The 17831-nt window shown below is 35.8% G+C and carries 14 protein-coding genes; 10 read left to right on the plus strand and 4 right to left on the minus strand.

Features of this window, described 5'->3' with window-relative positions:
• Nucleotides 1–74 precede the first annotated feature (74 nt).
• Both SB773_RS22985 and SB773_RS22990 read left to right on the plus strand, forming a co-directional pair.
• On the plus strand, nucleotides 75–1220 hold the full coding sequence (locus SB773_RS22985; RefSeq protein ID WP_289403151.1) for a DUF445 domain-containing protein: 1146 nt from the start codon (nucleotides 75–77) through the stop codon (nucleotides 1218–1220).
• A 143-nt stretch (nucleotides 1221–1363) separates the two neighbouring features.
• Nucleotides 1364–1717 (plus strand): YlbF/YmcA family competence regulator, encoded by a 354-nt coding sequence (locus SB773_RS22990; RefSeq protein ID WP_128855687.1) that lies wholly within the window; start codon nucleotides 1364–1366, stop codon nucleotides 1715–1717.
• Nucleotides 1718–1869: 152 nt separating this feature from the next.
• On the opposite strand, the gene SB773_RS22995 is transcribed toward SB773_RS22990, so the two are convergent.
• The gene (locus SB773_RS22995; RefSeq protein WP_410592364.1) at nucleotides 1870–2466 is read right to left on the minus strand and encodes an NDxxF motif lipoprotein; all 597 of its coding nucleotides are present in this window, start codon (nucleotides 2464–2466) and stop codon (nucleotides 1870–1872) included.
• A gap of 24 nt (nucleotides 2467–2490) precedes the next feature.
• Nucleotides 2491–3048, minus strand: coding sequence for an HAAS signaling domain-containing protein (locus SB773_RS23000; RefSeq protein ID WP_410592366.1), 558 nt, complete (start codon nucleotides 3046–3048; stop codon nucleotides 2491–2493).
• Nucleotides 3049–3461: 413 nt separating this feature from the next.
• Between SB773_RS23000 and alsS the strand changes: the two genes are divergently transcribed.
• The 4 genes from alsS to SB773_RS23020 all read left to right on the plus strand — a co-directional run bounded on the left by alsS (nucleotide 3462) and on the right by SB773_RS23020 (nucleotide 8383).
• Complete coding sequence (gene alsS / locus SB773_RS23005) at nucleotides 3462–5150, plus strand: acetolactate synthase AlsS (protein WP_410592368.1); 1689 nt, start codon at nucleotides 3462–3464, stop codon at nucleotides 5148–5150.
• Between the two features lie 16 nt (nucleotides 5151–5166).
• Nucleotides 5167–5925 carry an alpha-acetolactate decarboxylase gene (gene alsD, locus SB773_RS23010; protein ID WP_410592370.1) on the plus strand — a complete coding sequence of 253 codons (759 nt, stop codon included), beginning with the start codon at nucleotides 5167–5169 and terminating at the stop codon, nucleotides 5923–5925.
• 218 nt (nucleotides 5926–6143) lie between these two features.
• Nucleotides 6144–7223, plus strand: a complete 1080-nt coding sequence (locus SB773_RS23015; protein ID WP_088035261.1) for a tetratricopeptide repeat-containing glycosyltransferase family 2 protein — start codon at nucleotides 6144–6146, stop codon at nucleotides 7221–7223.
• Between the two features lie 50 nt (nucleotides 7224–7273).
• Complete coding sequence (locus tag SB773_RS23020; protein ID WP_410592373.1) at nucleotides 7274–8383, plus strand: glycosyltransferase; 1110 nt, start codon at nucleotides 7274–7276, stop codon at nucleotides 8381–8383.
• A 179-nt stretch (nucleotides 8384–8562) separates the two neighbouring features.
• On the opposite strand, the gene SB773_RS23025 is transcribed toward SB773_RS23020, so the two are convergent.
• A complete protein-coding gene (locus tag SB773_RS23025) occupies nucleotides 8563–9177 on the minus strand; it encodes a DNA-3-methyladenine glycosylase (protein WP_410592375.1) in 615 nt (204 codons plus the stop codon).
• A gap of 134 nt (nucleotides 9178–9311) precedes the next feature.
• On the opposite strand from SB773_RS23025, the gene SB773_RS23030 reads away from it, so the two are divergent.
• On the plus strand, nucleotides 9312–10184 hold the full coding sequence (locus tag SB773_RS23030; RefSeq protein ID WP_000640394.1) for a Cof-type HAD-IIB family hydrolase: 873 nt from the start codon (nucleotides 9312–9314) through the stop codon (nucleotides 10182–10184).
• A gap of 40 nt (nucleotides 10185–10224) precedes the next feature.
• Here the strand turns inward: SB773_RS23030 and SB773_RS23035 are convergent, their stop codons facing one another.
• Nucleotides 10225–11961, minus strand: coding sequence for an S-layer homology domain-containing protein (locus SB773_RS23035; RefSeq protein ID WP_410592378.1), 1737 nt, complete (start codon nucleotides 11959–11961; stop codon nucleotides 10225–10227).
• A 257-nt stretch (nucleotides 11962–12218) separates the two neighbouring features.
• On the opposite strand from SB773_RS23035, the gene SB773_RS23040 reads away from it, so the two are divergent.
• The 3 genes from SB773_RS23040 to SB773_RS23050 form a co-directional block, all read left to right on the plus strand.
• The gene (locus tag SB773_RS23040; RefSeq protein WP_002010930.1) at nucleotides 12219–13709 is read left to right on the plus strand and encodes a coproporphyrinogen III oxidase; all 1491 of its coding nucleotides are present in this window, start codon (nucleotides 12219–12221) and stop codon (nucleotides 13707–13709) included.
• 271 nt (nucleotides 13710–13980) lie between these two features.
• Nucleotides 13981–15537, plus strand: a complete 1557-nt coding sequence (locus SB773_RS23045) for a fatty acid--CoA ligase (protein ID WP_410592381.1) — start codon at nucleotides 13981–13983, stop codon at nucleotides 15535–15537.
• Nucleotides 15538–16185: 648 nt separating this feature from the next.
• Nucleotides 16186–17831 (plus strand): Cna B-type domain-containing protein (locus SB773_RS23050; RefSeq protein WP_410592383.1); only part of this gene is annotated, 1646 nt, incomplete at its 3' end.

The raw sequence follows: 17831 nt of genomic DNA on the forward strand, positions 1-17831 counted from the left end.
ATTGCAAATACGTTTTTATACCATTATACTTTTGTCCGTATGATGATATGCTATAGTTTTGGAGAAGTGAAAGGTTGATTGTGATGAATATATGGTTAAATATGTTAATAACGACAGGGCTCGGGGCAATTATTGGAGGATACACAAATCATTTAGCGATAAAAATGTTATTTCGTCCTCATCGTCCGATTTATATTGGGAAGTTTCAGGTTCCATTTACGCCAGGATTAATTCCGAAGCGCCGCGATGAGCTTGCTGTTCAATTAGGTAAAATGGTTGTAGACCATTTGTTAACACCAGAAGGAATCGGAAAAAAACTAACAAATAAAGAGTTTCAAACCAGTTTAATTCGCTGGACACAAGTGGAAGTTGATAAAGTAATTACAAATGAACAGTCGTTACGGGATATGTTAGAAAAATGGAATTTAGAACATGTAGAAGAAGAGGCGACTCAAAAAATCGAACATGTTATTACAGAAAAAATTCATGCATTTTTAGCAGAGTACTATACATATACATGGGAACAGGCGTTACCTCATTCTATACATGAAAAAGTAGAGAATACGATTCCGAATGTATCGGCGTTTATTTTAGATCGAGGAATTCGCTTTTTTGAAAGTGAAGAAGGGAAAGGTCGTCTTTCAAAAATGATTGATGATTTCTTTGCTTCTAGGGGAACGCTACTTAACTTAGTCGGAATGTTTTTAGGGAATGTCAGTTTAGTGGATCGAGTACAGCCAGAAGTCATTAAGTTTTTAGGACAAGATGGCACGAAAAAGCTTTTAACTGATGTACTGCAAAAAGAGTGGGAAAAGTTAAAAGGAAGAGATGTAAAAGAATTAGAGACGTTTGTAGAGAAAGAAATGATTGTGAAATCCATACTGTCAGCAGTTAAAGTAGAGGAAACAGTGAGTAAATTTTTAAATCAGTCTGTTCAGCAAGTATGTGAACCGGTCCGAGAAACAATCATAGAAAAGATCGTCCCAAGTGCAGTAACGAAAGGCTTGAAGTGGGGAACAGAAAATGTAGAGAGCATACTAAACAATCTACACCTTGCGGAAATTGTCCAGCAAGAAGTTTCTACATTTTCAACGGAGAGATTAGAAGACCTAGTTCTGTCCATAACGAAAAATGAATTGAAAATGATTACGTATTTAGGGGCATTATTAGGAGGAATGATCGGACTCGTGCAAGGGGTGTTACTTCTGTTCCTTAGGTAATAAAAGCGAATACATAGAAATAAAAGTGAAATTTCTTCACATCTCTTGCATAGTTTGATATGGTAAGAAGAGGTGCGTATGTAAATGCACTTAAAAGGCAGTGCGAGCGAAAAGCGCTAGCCTTCTAAAGGAGGAAAAATAAAATGACAAAAAACATTCATGATGTTGCATATGAATTACAAAAAACAATCGCTGAAAACGAAGATTTCCAAACTTTAAAAGCAAGCTACGCAGCAGTACAAGGAGATGCAGAGTCAAAGAACTTATTCGATGAGTTCCGTACAATGCAACTTGGCCTACAACAAAAAATGATGCAAGGTCAAGAAATCACTGAAGAAGATAACCAAAAAGCACAAGAAGTTGTAGCTCGCATTCAACAAGATGCTAAAATTACAAAGTTAATGGAAACTGAGCAACGTTTAAACATCGTTATCACTGACGTTAACAAAATTATCATGAAGCCACTTGAAGAATTATATAACGCGCAACAAGCGTAATGATGGAAGACGCTCCTAGTATGGGGGCGTTTTTTTTGTGGGGAATTTGATAGTCCTTCCACAAAAAAATCCCCGCCGAAATAGCCATGTGTTAGTGACTGTTTTGAAGGGGATATATGATGTATCTTTCAATTTCTCTTTTACATATATCATTACTTGTTGAAATACTCAGTTCTAATATTTTTTTCTTTCAAAAACTTTTCAATTTCTTTTTGCTTCCTACCATTAACTTTCTCAAAGCGTTTTGTAAAAGAAAAATCGGTTTTGAATAAGTTACCATCTTGCGCGATTTTGTCTAATTCGTGCTCTAGTTCTACTGAAAGTGCCGTAGATGCTGAAATGAATTCATACATTTCTTTCGAAGGTTTTTTGTAATCATCAGGGATCGTATTGTTACTAATAAAATCATGGAAATTCGCATCATTTTGTTGCGCTAAATCTACTAGTTGCTTTAATTTCTCTCGGTCGGATTCCGTGACATTCTCGTCAGACATAGATGATGAAAGTGGAACGATGTTTTCGTCTAACTCTCCGCTATAATCTAAATAAATTTTTATATTTTGTTTCATTTCGTCTTCGTTAATCGTTTCATTCTTTTTTGAGGAAGTGAATATAGTTTCTGGAATTTTTATCGTTACATCTTTAATAGATTGCACATCGTTTTCTGCCTTAGGTTGTGCACTGTTTGAACAAGCTGATAGAAATAAAATTGTAAGTAACATGAGTAGATATAAAGTATACTTCTTCATTTTAATCTCCTTTTATATTCATTATTATCTTTGTAAAATAGCTATATTCCATTTCAAATACTTTACTAAAGTTGCGTATAGATGTTTTACCATTTGGTAAGATATGACGGATATGAGTAAACCGCTGCAAAAAGCGATGAACACATTGTAAACATCGGAATAACTGATTTGATGAAACCCTTTAAAAAATCCTAACGCTATTAATAAAATAGGTGAAATGATTAAAAATGGAGTAGCAATGATAAGTGCTAGAAGAATCGGTAATAAAAAGAGTAGTACGAAAAAGGCGATAATGATAAAGGTAAAGTTTAAAACACTTAAACTCATAACAGAAAATAGTGCGGTTATCATATTTTTAAAGCTTCGTTTATTATCAGCGTTATGTATTGCATAGGAAACATTAAGCTCTTTCGCGATCGTTTTAGGGTTTCCTAGTTTTCTAGCAACTTCTTCTTCAGATTTCCCATCTTGTTTACCACTGATAAAATGAGTTTCGTACTCTGGGATAATATCTTTCTTTTCTACATTAGGCATATTCCGCAGGGAAGAACTAAGTTGTTCCAAAAATTCATTTTTCTTCATAACAATCACTTTCCTTTATAAAATGATGAATTAAAGCTGAGAATCCTATCTTTTGAAAAGGGAGGATACGAATTATAAAGCGCGTTCCAATTAATGGGTATTCCAATATTTACAAATATATCATTTAGTAGTGTTCTTTGCAAGGTACTATAATCTTATTAATACTGTGATTAGATGGAATTTTTTCGTGCATTTTTAGAGGAGATATAAAAATATTATTTTAGGATAAACAAAGGTTTGTAAGCGTATTCCTTAGATGTTGTCAAAAAACTGTCAAATTCATATCGTTGGAAAAATAATGCATTTGTACTATAATGATAAACAAGATATATTACACCATGTTAATTAATGTGGTGAAGTATATAAATTAAAAATCTTTATTACACACATTATGAAATAAAGGGATGATTAGTTTGAGTACAGGTGTAAAAGCAAACGACGTGAAAACAAAAACAAAAGGAGCAGATCTTGTTGTTGATTGTTTAATTAAACAGGGTGTTACACATGTTTTCGGTATTCCAGGAGCGAAGATTGACTCTGTATTTGATGTACTGCAAGAAAGAGGACCAGAGTTAATTGTTTGTCGTCATGAACAAAATGCAGCATTTATGGCAGCTGCTATTGGTAGATTAACAGGGAAACCGGGCGTATGTCTTGTAACTTCAGGACCAGGGACATCAAATTTAGCGACAGGTCTTGTTACTGCGAATGCGGAGAGTGATCCCGTTGTTGCTTTAGCTGGTGCAGTTCCGCGTACAGATCGATTAAAACGTACGCATCAATCTATGGATAATGCTGCATTATTCGAACCAATCACTAAATATAGCGTAGAAGTCGAGCATCCTGATAATGTACCAGAAGCACTTACTAATGCATTTCGAAGTGCTACTTCTACAAATCCAGGAGCAACACTTGTAAGTCTTCCGCAAGACGTTATGACTGAGGAAACGACAGTAGAATCTATCGGTGCGCTTTCTAAGCCACAGCTTGGAATCGCTCCCACAAATGAAATTACATATGTAGTAGAAAAAATAAAATCAGCGAAATTACCAGTTATTTTACTCGGCATGAGAGCGAGCACAAATGAAGTAACGAAAGCAGTTCGTGAGTTAATTGCTGATACAGAACTTCCTGTTGTTGAAACGTATCAAGCAGCTGGCGCGATTTCACGTGAGTTAGAAGATCATTTCTTCGGCCGCGTTGGATTATTCCGTAACCAACCAGGTGATATTTTACTAGAAGAAGCGGATCTTGTTATTTCTATCGGCTATGACCCAATTGAGTATGATCCGAAATTCTGGAATAAACTTGGCGATAGAACAATTATTCACCTTGATGATCACCAAGCAGATATCGACCATGATTACCAACCAGAGCGTGAATTAATTGGAGATATCGCTTTAACTGTAAATAGCATTGCGGAGAAATTACCGAAGCTTGTATTAAATACGAAATCAGAAGCAGTTTTAGAACGATTACGCTCGAAATTATCAGAGCAAGCAGAAGTTCCAAATCGTGCTTCAGAAGGTGTTACGCATCCACTTCAAGTCATTCGTACACTTCGTTCTTTAATTAGTGACGATACAACCGTTACATGTGACATCGGTTCCCATTCTATTTGGATGGCGAGATGTTTCCGTTCTTATGAACCACGTAGACTATTATTTAGTAACGGTATGCAAACGTTAGGTGTTGCACTTCCTTGGGCAATTGCCGCTACTTTAGTTGAGCCGGGTAAAAAAGTTGTTTCAGTGTCAGGTGATGGTGGTTTCTTATTCTCTTCGATGGAATTAGAAACAGCGGTACGTTTAAATGCACCGGTTGTACATCTCGTTTGGAGAGACGGTACATATGATATGGTTGCGTTCCAACAAATGATGAAATACGGTAGAACATCAGCTACAGAGTTTGGCGATGTTGATCTTGTGAAATATGCAGAAAGTTTTGGAGCAATAGGTCTTCGTGTCAATACACCAGACGAATTAGAAGGTGTATTGAGAGAAGCGTTAGAAGCAGAAGGTCCTGTCATTATTGATATTCCAATTGACTACCGTGACAACATTAAATTAAGCGAAAAATTATTACCAAACCAATTAAACTGATGGGGGCATGAGTGAGATGACTGTTGCGCAATTAATTGATATTGATGCAAAAAGAACGAAAATGAGTAATGAAGTATATCAAACATCTACAATGCTTGCGCTATTAGATGGTATATACGATGGTGTTATTAACTTTGAGGAACTGAAAGAACGTGGTGATTTTGGCATCGGTACATTTGATCAATTAGATGGTGAAATGATTGCGTTTGATAATGAGTTTTACCATTTACGTTCAGACGGTTCAGCGGAAAAAGTAGAACCGGAAGAAACAACACCTTTTGCGACTGTAACGTTTTTTGAAAAAGAAATGAGTTATACGGTAGAGCGTCCGATGAATCGTGAAGAAGTGGAAGCATTATTACATGAGTTAATGCCAAGTAAAAACTTATTTTATGGTATTCGAATGGACGGTACGTTCAGTGAAGTTAGAACGAGAACTGTTCCAAGACAAGAAAAACCGTATACGCCGCTCGTTGAAGTGACGAAATCACAACCGATCTTTTCATTTAAAGATACAGAAGGTACGCTAGCTGGATTTTGGACACCAGATTACGCGCAAGGTATTGGTGTAGCTGGTTTCCACTTACATTACATTGATGATGAAAGAAGCGGTGGCGGACATGTTTTCGACTATGTTGTAGAAAACTGTACGATCCAAATTTGTCAAAAAGCTCATATGCATTTAGCACTTCCTGAAACAGCTGATTTTATGGCAGCTGAATTATCAAGAGAAAACTTAGAGAATGATATTGCGACCGCGGAAGGTGCGGAGTAAAAAGGAATCGAAATTATGTATTCTCTATATAAAGAACCGAAGTCTTGTTCAGGCTTCGGTTTTTTTCATTGATTTGCAATCTTCGAGTGAAATTCCCCTATCCAATTTCACTGCACCGCCTCATTATGTTTCTTTTGTAAAATGAAAACTCAATTTTGAAGCAAAAGAAATATAAATTTCTCTCCAAACATATACATCAAAAGGATAGGGGGGATATGATGGAAAACTCCATTACTATTAGTTTATGCATGATTGTAAAAGATGAAGAACAAACTATATCAAAATGCTTAGAATCGGTTAAAAGTGTTGTGGATGAAATTATTATTGTAGATACAGGTTCAACAGATGGTACAAAAGAAATTGTGAAGAAGTACGACGCGAAAGTTTATGATTTTCAATGGATTGAAGATTTTTCAGCGGCACGAAATTTTGCGTTTTCTAAAGCTACAAAAGAATATATTCTTTGGCTAGACGCAGATGACATAATAGATACGGAAGATATAAAGAAATTGTTGCAGTTAAAACATACGTTAGATCGTAGTACGGATGCAGTATCTATGAAATATTATTTAACTTTTGATATAGAAGGAAATCCAACACATTCTTTAAGGAGATATCGATTAGTCAACAGAAGTAGAAATTTTCAATGGTATGGATTTGTTCATGAATATTTAGAGGTGTATGGAAATCTTATAAATAGTGATGTAGGGGTAAGTCATAAAAAAGAAAAAGCATATACTAATCGTAATTTGAAAATATATGAAAAACATCTTGAGAGTGGAAAAGAGTTTAGCCCCCGCGATGTGTACTATTATGCAAATGAATGTAAGGATCACAGATTATTTGATAAGGCTGTTAAGGGGTATTCTAGGTTTTTAGATGAAGAAAAGGGTTGGGTTGAAGATAACATTCAAGCTTGTTTAAAAAGAGCCGAATGTTATTTAGAATTGGGGGACTTAAAAAAATCTATACAGTCTTGTTTGCAATCATTTACGTATGACACGCCTAGAGGAGAACTTTGTTGCCACTTAGGACGTGTATTTTTGCAACAAGGGGAATATTCTAAAGCGATATATTGGTACCATGCAGCAATTGACGGGCCACGACCAAAGGATTCGCCGTTTGTCCGAGAAGAGTGTCATACATGGTTGCCGCATATTCAACTATGTATTTGTTATGATCGAATAAAAGAATATGAAAAGGCAATTTATCATAACGAACAAGCTGCACAGTTCATACCTAATAATCCAAGCATTGAATATAATAGAAAATATTTTGATAGTTTATCGGAAAAATAATATTTAATAATACTAGATAATCATTTTGGCTGCTGAGAGGAGTTTGATTCATGCTCACAAGTATAATTATATTGACTCATAATCAATTACAATATACAAAAGAATGCATCCAAAGTATTAGAACTTATACAGTGGAACAAGAGTATGAGTTAATAGTTGTGGATAATGCATCAACAGATGGTACTGTAGAATGGTTACAAAAACAATCGGATATTATGCTAGTGGAAAATGCGGAGAATATGGGTTTTCCAAAGGGATGCAATCAGGGAATTAAAGAGGCAAAAGGTGACAATATTCTATTATTGAATAATGATGTGGTCGTAACTGAAAATTGGCTAAGCAACTTAATTCGGTGTTTATATGAAAGTAAGGATGCTGGAGCGGTAGGGCCCATAACTAATAATGCCGCTTACTATACTGCTATACCAACCTTTTATAAAGATATTGAAGGAATGCAGAAGTTTGCAACTTTATATAATCAAAGTGATAAAAATAAATGGGAAGAACGTATGAAATTAATCGGATTCTGTATGCTTATAAAAAAATCAGTGTTAGATGAAGTTGGATTATTAGATGAACGATTTACACCGGGGAATTATGAAGATGATGATTTGTCACTAAGAATGTTTGAAAAAGGATATAAACTGTATTTATGTAAAGATACATTTATTCATCACTACGGAAGTGTCTCATGGAAAGAAGATAGTATGAAATTTTCTGTAGTTTTACATGCAAATAATATAAAATTGTATGAAAAATGGGGATTTTATAGTGAAAGTTTATACATTCATTATGATTTACTAGCAATTGTAGATCGATTTGCGCCTGATCAAGTGAATATTCTTCATATAGGAGCTGGATGTGGTGCAACTTTATTAGAAATGAAAAGGCGTTATCGAGCAGTTTCCATATTTGGAGCAGAAATTAATGAAAAAGCAGCAGCTCTTGCAAATAGGGTAGCTCCTACAACTTCTGCTGAGTATGACAAGTTACATGAGGTATTTACAGATGAAAAATTTCAGTACATTTTGTTATCACATCCCATTGAGCCAGCGAAATTACCGCATGTCATACAATCTATGTCACAACTTTTAACGCCAACAGGAACTTTCGTTCTGTCGAAATTCAATTTAGATAATTATTATGCATTAAAAAAATAATGCTTTTAAGATTTTCTCTTTGGAGATGAGCTGTATTTGGCAATGTTGGAGGAACAACGGTTTCTTTTATAGAAACAAAACCGAAATCCGATCCCGGATTTCGGCTTTTCGACGTGTGATGAATTACGAAAAAAGAGCTACCCTATAAGTTGGTTTCACTTACTTATAGGATAGCTTCTTTATTTTGAAACAAACGGATGCTTTTCATAATAAAACCGCCATGGGTAGTGAATGGCTTCTTCTGCGTAATCAATATTAATACGAGGGCCAGCTATTATGTTATGTGTGGATGATAAATGTTCTTCTTCCGGAACTAGCTCAATATGTAACGTATCACTTTGTAATGATACCCCGCGTTCTTCTAAAGTGATTCCGAGTGCGCGGCATAGTTTTCCAGGTCCATTTGTTAAGTTTTTATACTGAGCTTTCGTAATGTCAGTTTTGTTGTAGCGCGCTAGTTTCATGTCTTCGATTCCATCTACAGGTTCAAGGGCACGAATGAGAACTCCTTGCGGGGTGCCGATTGGTGCTGTAATTACGTTAAAGCAATGATACATGCCGTAAATTAAATATACGTAAGCATGTCCGGGTGCACCGAACATTACTTCTGTTCGATCAGTCCGTCTGCCTCCGTAACTATGAGCGGCCTTATCATCTGGACCTTTGTATGCTTCTACTTCTACAATAATTCCGCTCCGCTTTATGCCGTCTACAATATGAACGAGTTTATGTCCGAGTAACTTCTTTGCGACCTCTAACGTATCGCCTTCATAAAAAGAAGAAGGTGCCTGCATTGTACTATCTCCTTTGCCAGTTGTATATGTATATAGTAAACCAAATTTTCAGTAGTAATTCTAACTCGTTCTATTTACTACATTTATTTCATAAATTATGGATAGAGTACAACAGCGAAGAGGGGGAGTGCGACATGATTTATCGCTTACTAGCTCTTAATATAGATGGGACACTACTATACAACAACGGAAAAATCGCAAAAGGGATACGAGAAACAATTGACTTTGTGAAAAGAAAAGATGTATACGTTACATTATTTACGAATCGTAATTTTCAATCTGCTCATAAAATAGCGAAGGCGTTAAAATTAGATTCTATATTAGTTACGCATGGCGGTGCTTTCGTTTCAGCATCGTTAGATAAGCCGTTCGCTCAAAGGAGATTATCTGAAGAGAAAACCTTTAATATTGTGCAAGTGTTAGAGCATTTTGATTGTAATGTTCGCATTTCTCATGAACGATATTCAATTGGGAATCGTGAGAGAAATACACCAAACTTAATTGCGCGTACTGTATTATCAAGCGCAGATCCGTTATTTTATCCAGTTCAATTTGTAGATTCGCTAGGGGATGCACTGCGTGATCATCCAGTAGCTGCGCCAAAAATTGATATTGTTTTCCATACGAAAGGTGAAAAAGAAAGAGGGATGAATACGTTAAAAAAGGCATTTCAAGATGTAGAGTACGTCGAGTGTGATGAAAGACATATAGAAATTCTCCCTCAAAATGTATCAAAACTACGTGGTTTACAATTACTTGGGGAGCATTTAAATATTAACCTTAGTGAAATGGTTGCGATCGGAGATAGCGTAGAAGACTTAGAGGTAATTGAAAATGTTGGGCTTGGGGTAGCGATGGGGAACGCTCCTGTAGAATTAAAGCAAGCCGCAGACTGGATTACACGTTCTAATACTGAGAACGGCGTAGAGTACATGATTAAAGAGCATTTTCGTAAGCAATTCCCGCTTCCTTTTTTAAAGAATCATAAACATACACCGAAACGATGAAAGAAAAACGTAGCATTTTCGCTACGTTTCTTTTCTTTTTTTATGCTTCGATTACTTTCAGCATTCTATTTAAAAATGCCGCAGCTTCACCACGTGTTGCTGTGCCTTTTGGTACAAACTCGTTTCGCTCGTTACCTTTTACAATTCCATATGCATAAACGTTTTGTAATGCTTTTTTATCGTATGCTAAGTCCTGGTCAGTGAATGGTAATTTCACTTCTTTTGTATAAATCCAGTAGTAATCTAGTGCACGGTCAATCATAATAACAGCTTCATCACGTGTTATTGTAGCATTTGGATCAAATTTATTATTCCCACGACCATTAATTATACCTGCGCTAGCGGCACGGTTAATGCCATCTACTAAAGACGGATGTGCTTCGTTTAAGTCCGTAAATTTAGAATTTCCACCAGGTAATTTTAAAGAGCGCGACATTAAATTTGCAAACTCCGCACGTGTTACAAGGCGATTTGGCCAATAAGAACCATTGCCGTCACCGAACATAATTTTTTTAGCTGCTAGTTGGCGAATGTCTTGTTCATACCAGCCACCTGTAATGTCGTCTTTTTCATGCGTAACTTCTCCAGGGATATCTTCTTTATTTGTATGATGTTCATTATAGTAAGCGTTTGTTCCCTTTAAGAAAGCATCCCATTGTCCGCGTTGAATCATAAATGCAGGACAGTTTTTTCCGCTCCAAAATTGGTGCTTTTGAACGTGATCTAGTGAGATATTTAGTTCATTCATTAAATACGCAGCTAATTTGCGGGCGTTTTCTACCGCTTTAGCATAATCGCCATCGCTGTTTACAGCAATTTCAATTCCAATAGATTCATAATTTCCAGCTTTATTTCCAGCATGCCATCCAACTTCATTTAATGGAAGGTGCTGATAAATTTCTTTATCATCTACTGTAAAGTGCCAAGATGCTGAGCGATCAGTGTTTCCACGTGCTTGACTATCTAAGTACTTTGCGTGATTTAAAGCGTTAGCACCTTTGCTCGTATTAGCAGTTTCATGAATTGTAATGTATTTTGGATCCATTGCGTATCCAGGTCGAATGTTTTCATTACCTTTTGGGACAATCATTTCTTTAAATGTCACACCATAAATATTGTTTGTATATAAATTTGCGGGAGTTCTATATAGATTTTTATTTTCCGTTGAACCCTGATTTTCGAATAATGATGCTTTCGTACCTTCAAATTTAGCTGAAGGTGCGTAAATCCATTTTGATGTTTCGTTTAATTGAATTTTAAACCAATTCCCGGACTGTTCGATAGGAGTGAGTGTTTGTGGTTGTACTTTGTTCTCTTCTTTAAATGATTCGAAAGGAAGTGAATATGTAAAACTCTCTTCCTTTATAATTAATTTTTTGTTAGAGAGTTTATGAATCTCTTGTACTTCTAAACTATTATCATCATTATTGATCCAGCCAGAACTAGATGCAGTTTGTACATAATATGCATTATCTTTTTTCTTTGTCGCCTTTACGACTTGTTCGGTAACTTCAATATTTGTTTTGTTCTGTAAATTATTCGAGTCGTATAGTGGAAGTTTTTTTGATAAATGGAGAAGATATTCACCATTTATTTCAAGGTGACTCTCTTCATCATGTCGATGTTTTTTTGCATATTCTTCAATGCTTTTTAAAGCTTGTTCATCAGTAGATAATTCCGTGGTTTTCTCTACATTTTCTGCGAATGAATAAGTAGGTGCTACAAAAGTTTGTAGTGCAAGAGAGAGTGCTAAAATGTTGTAAAACTTTTTTTTCATAGTTGTTTTAACACGTTAGGTTTTTAATCTCGTGTTAACAGGCCTCCTTTATATGTATTTAAACTAGTAGTTAGTACTAATACGTTTTAGATTGTAACAAGGGCATATTATAATGTCTATACAACTAGGAGATGTTTATGAAAAATCAATATTCAGTATGTTGTAAATGTAATATTGAAATAAGGTAAAACCTTCTGTATTGACCTTCAAACGCCCTTCAAGTAAACTAAAGAGAGTTTGCAAATGAAAAGGTGATAATGTTGTTAATTTCAATTAAAACGTTACAAGATGATCGTTTTTTACGTCCGCTACAAAATATTGGCGGTTTATTTTTTGAAGAGAGCACGATAGGGTTTGAGAAAGAAGAAGCAAATCTTATCGTTGATATACAGATAGAAGGTAATGTGACAGCATCGGCTCGTTTAACAGATGTTGCAACCGGAAATGTGTATGAAGAAACATTCGCGAAAGATTTATCTGCTTTCACAGAAGAAAAAGAACGTATGAAGCAAGTGAAACATGTTGTTTCTTACGTATATCTTTCTGTACTTCAACAGCTAACTGGACTTGAACAGAGCTGGGGAATATTAACTGGGGTACGCCCAACGAAACTTCTTCACAAACTGCTTCAAAATGGTATGTCAAAAGAAGAAGCGCATAAAGAACTTCGTGAAAGTTATTTAATTCATGAAGAGAAAATTGAACTTCTTCAGCGTATTGTTGATTGCCAATTAGCGGTTGTTCCAGATTTATACCGCTTGAAAGAAGAAGTAAGTATTTACATCGGTATTCCGTTTTGTCCTACAAAATGTGCGTACTGTACGTTCCCGGCTTATGCAATTAACGGACGTCAAGGATCAGTTGATTCGTTCTTAGGCGGGTTACATTATGAAGTTCGTGAAATTGGTAAATTTTTAAAAGAAAAAGGTGTTACAGTTACGACGATTTATTACGGCGGCGGTACACCAACGAGTATTACAGCAGAAGAGATGGATATGTTGTATGAAGAAATGTACCAAGCTTTCCCTGATGTGAAAGATGTACGTGAAGTAACAGTTGAGGCAGGTCGCCCAGATACAATCACACCAGCAAAGCTAGAAGTGTTAAATAAATGGAATATTGACCGTATTAGTATTAATCCGCAGTCATACCACCAAGAAACACTAAAAGCAATTGGACGTCATCACACTGTAGAAGAAACGATTGAGAAGTATCATTTAGCACGTGAAATGGGAATGAACAATATTAATATGGATTTAATTATTGGTCTTCCTGGTGAAGGATTAGACATCTTTAAGCATACGTTAGATGAAACAGAAAAGTTAATGCCAGAATCGTTAACAGTTCATACGTTATCATTTAAACGTGCTTCTGAAATGACGCAAAACAAACGTAAATATAAAGTAGCAGGTCGCGAAGAAATTACTGCGATGATGCATGAGGCGGAAGAGTGGACGAAGAACCATAATTACGTGCCATACTATTTATATCGTCAAAAAAATATTTTAGGTAACTTAGAAAACGTTGGGTATGCAATACCGACGCAAGAAAGTATCTACAATATTGTTATTATGGAAGAAGTACAATCGATTATCGGACTTGGTTGCGGGGCATCAAGTAAATTTGTTCACCCACAAACAGGAGCAATTACACACTTTGCGAATCCGAAAGATCCAAAATCATATAACGATGGCTTCGTGAAATATACAGAAGATAAACTGAAAATTTTAGAAGAGCTATTCGTGTAAGAAGAAGGAGGTTGTTCCGATTTGGAACAGCCTCTTTTTATAGTGTCAGTTTTTGTCGGTAAGTCGATATATTCGAAAAATAGCTGATATAAATTGAGTTGCGTTCGATATATTCAAAAAATCGCCGATATAATTTCATTTACCATCAAACGGTCCATATGTAAAACTATGTCGATAATAATCAGGAAAATTAGTCAAATTATTAGAGGACAATGTCTACTTATAGACGAAATGATAGATTTATGAAAGAGAAAAGGGGGAAATTGTTGGCATGTACATGACGATAGGGAGAATTTTTGATTTGACAGTTGGCAAGTATCCGAATAAAGAGGCGTTAGTAGAACCAGAAAAAAATATTCGTTGGACATATAAACAGTGGGATGAGCAAATAAATAAAACGGCGCAAGCTCTATTGAAAGAAGGAGTAAGAAAGGGAGATTGTGTATCTGTTTACCTATATAACTGTCGTGAATTTGTAAACGTTTACTTAGCCTGTGCGAAAATTGGCGCGATCTTCAATCCGATTAATTTCCGCTTAAAAGCAAAAGAATTATCGTATATCCTCCAAGATGCAGCCTCGAAAGTAGTCGTCTTTGAAAAAGCAGTCGAATCAACAGTTACTATGATTGAACGAGATTTTCCAAATTCGTCTTTTTGGTACGTGGAAGACGATGCACCTTCCTATGCTAGTTCTTACCATGAAAAAGTAAATGAAGCATCAGCTGAGAAAGTAGATATTGTAGTCGATGAAGTGGATTTTTGTTCTATGCTTTATACGAGCGGTACGACTGGTCATCCAAAAGGTGTACTACATCGCCATCGTGATATGGCTGAGCATAGTATGATTTGTACGTATTTCATAAAATATAACAGGGATAGCGCCGGGCTTGTGGTAGCACCTTTATATCATTGCGGCGAGTTAAATGCTGGAATCATACCGCGCATTCAAGTTGGCGGAAAGAATGTTATTTTACATCATTTTGATACGGATAGAGTATTACATACCATTCAAGAAGAGAAGATTACGACGTTTTTTGCAGCACCGACGATGTGGAATATGTTACTGCAAAAAGATCTAACTAAGTATGATTTAACTTCAATGAAAATCGGTGTATACGGCGGAGCTGCAATGGCACCGGCGCTAGTGAAGGAATGTAAAGAGCGCCTTTATATTGATCTTGTTCAAATTTACGGAATGACAGAAATGGGACCAGTTGTTGCGTTTCTCGTAGAAGAGGATCAAATTACGAAAGCTGGTTCAGCAGGAACGCCGTGCTTTAGCCATGAAATTCGAATTGTGAAACCGAACGAAGATGGACCAGCAGAGCCAGATGATACGTTGCCTCCTTATGAAGTAGGGGAAATTATTTTGCGCGGTCCAACTATGATGGCTGGTTATCATAATCGAGAAGAAGCAAATGCAAAATCGATGTATAAAGGCTGGTATCATTCTGGTGATTTAGGATACTTCGATAAAGACGGCTATTTATTCGTTGCAGACCGCGTTGATGATATGGTAATTAGCGGTGGCGTAAATATTTATCCTCGCGAAATTGAAGATTTTCTTCATAGTCACCCTGGTGTATTAGATGTTGCAGTACTTGGTGAGCCAGATGAACTATGGGGAGAGCGTGTCGTGGCTGTTGTTGTAAAGAAAGATGAAGCGATTACAGAAGAAGATTTGGAAATATATTGTAAAGAAAGTGATGAATTAGCAGACTATAAACGTCCACGTCACTATTTATTTGTGGATGAACTGCCTCGTAATGCGAGCGGGAAGTTGCAAAAATTTGTGCTGAGAGAGTCGTTAAAAGGTGCGAAGAAATAGGGAGTAGAACAGTTGTCTATACAAATAAGGCTATCTTTCTTAATAAGGAAAGGTAGCCTTATTATTGTGAAATTATTAAAAATGAGGAGATAGCAAGCTGAAAAATTTGTATGTACCTTCTATTTATAATTCCTTCCTATTATTATATTAGAATACATTTTTTAATGGTTTGATTTTAAAACCATATAATCCGTTTTAAATAGGTTGAGTTTTGAAGTGGGGGAGGAATATTAAAATAGTAAATATAGGTGTGTAATTTCGAAATATGTTCGTGCTTCAGTACTAGTGGAAAAAGTTATTAGGGGAGAATGATAATGGATAATATTTGAAAGATGAAAATGATCAGTCTTCAGATGACCTTATGAGGGAATTGGTCATTTAGTATATTTTGGTAGCATGAATATAGTAACAAATTAATATGTAAATAAACAGTCTTGTAATGTATTTTTATTAGTACTAATATTTATTGTTGGCTGCGGAAAACAAGAAGTAGAAAGGAACAATATGGTTAATGAATCGTGTTGTTTACTGCTTTGTTTTGCATGATTAAAGATAGTTTGATGCTGCAAATATTCTTTAGTTGTAACCTTTTTTAAGGTGGGAAAGATTCCACAACAGAAAAATGTGAGAATTAGAATTGGAGGCTTTATGAGTACATATTTAAAAAGAATATCTGTAATCTGTTTTATTTTTACTGTTATTATTGGACAAGTTTTTACACCTATCATAGGGCATGCACAAGAATTAAACACAACAGGATTTGTTGATAGTTTTACATTCAACAAAACGGAATTAAATTATGGAGAACGATCGGGAATAAGAGTAGATTTTAGTGATAAATCTGGAAATCAAATGAAGGCTGGAGACACAGTAACATTAACGCTACCGGCAGAATTAGCAGGATATAGTAAAAAGATTGATTTACAGAATGATACAGGTGTTAGCTTTGGTACTTGCCAAGTAACATCAAAGAATGTGGTATGTGCATTTAATGATATGGTTGAGAAACTTCAAAATATTAGAGGTTATTTGTATTTTGAATTTAAAGCAACTAGTAATGTAGGAATGAATCAAACCATACCAGTTGATACAAATTTAGGCACAAGTTTAGCAACTCAAAGGGTAACAATTAAAGGACCCACAGAATCGACGGGTCCGTCATCATTTATCTACAAAACAGGTGAAATTTACCCAGACGCTCCCAATGAGGTGAAATGGGAGTTGAATGTAAACACTAGTAGTAACAAGGAACAGTTAGGTGCTGATATTGTTTTGACTGATACTTTACAATCAGGTCAAACGCTGAAGCAGGAAGGATTTATTATAATAGTCGGAAATACGGGTGTAACTCCGCAACAATTTATCGATCAAGGTTATGGTACGATTACGCTTAACGGTAACTCTTTTTCCCTTAGAGGTTATAAGGATCAGGTAAATGGTAAGGATATCAGTATTCGATATAGCTCGATTATAACTGATAGCGGAATGAATCAAGATGAGTTTTATAATGATTATACAATTGATTACCAGATTTTAAATCAGCCGCCAGTAACTGTTTCAAAGAATGCATGGGTTAAAAATATAAACGCAGGTGGCGGTGCACAAGGTGATTTACCACCTAAAGGTACGCTAAGAATTGTGAAGCACATTGAAGGAGATAATACAAAATTCATCTCAGATGTTACGTTTAAGTTGTATAAGGAATCGGGTGAACAAATTGGCGATACGTATACAACGGGTGCAGAAGGTATTGTTGAAATTTCTAATTTAGAACCAGGAAATTACTATGTAACAGAGATTAAAGCTCCAAAATATGTGGATTTTGATCCTCAAAAAAAATTCGACTTTACAGTTGATGCAACTGCTCAAAAAGGTGTAAAGTTGATGATTCCAAATAAGGTGAAAACGACATCCATTTCAGGAACGAAGACTTGGAATGACAACAATGCAACAGATCGTCCGAGCACGATTCAAGTAGACTTACTGAAAAATGGTGACGTAATCCAGACACAAGACGTGACAGCAGCAAAAGATTGGAATTATACATTTGCAAATATACCTGCATATGATAATGACGGTAATGCCTATACGTACACAGTAAACGAGCATCCAGTAGCGGGATATCAATCGAAAGTTAATGGATATGATATTACGAATATAAAGATACAGGAAGCAACAGAAGTAGAAGAAGAAGGTAAGTTGGAAACAACAGAAGAGTTGAAAGAAGAAAAACCGGAAGAACCAAAGGTGACAGAGGAGCCGAATGTGCTTGAAAAGCCAGAGGTGAAAGAAAA

This window comes from Bacillus sp. SIMBA_074, from assembly GCF_046534555.1.
GTDB lineage: Bacteria > Bacillota > Bacilli > Bacillales > Bacillaceae_G > Bacillus_A > Bacillus_A mycoides.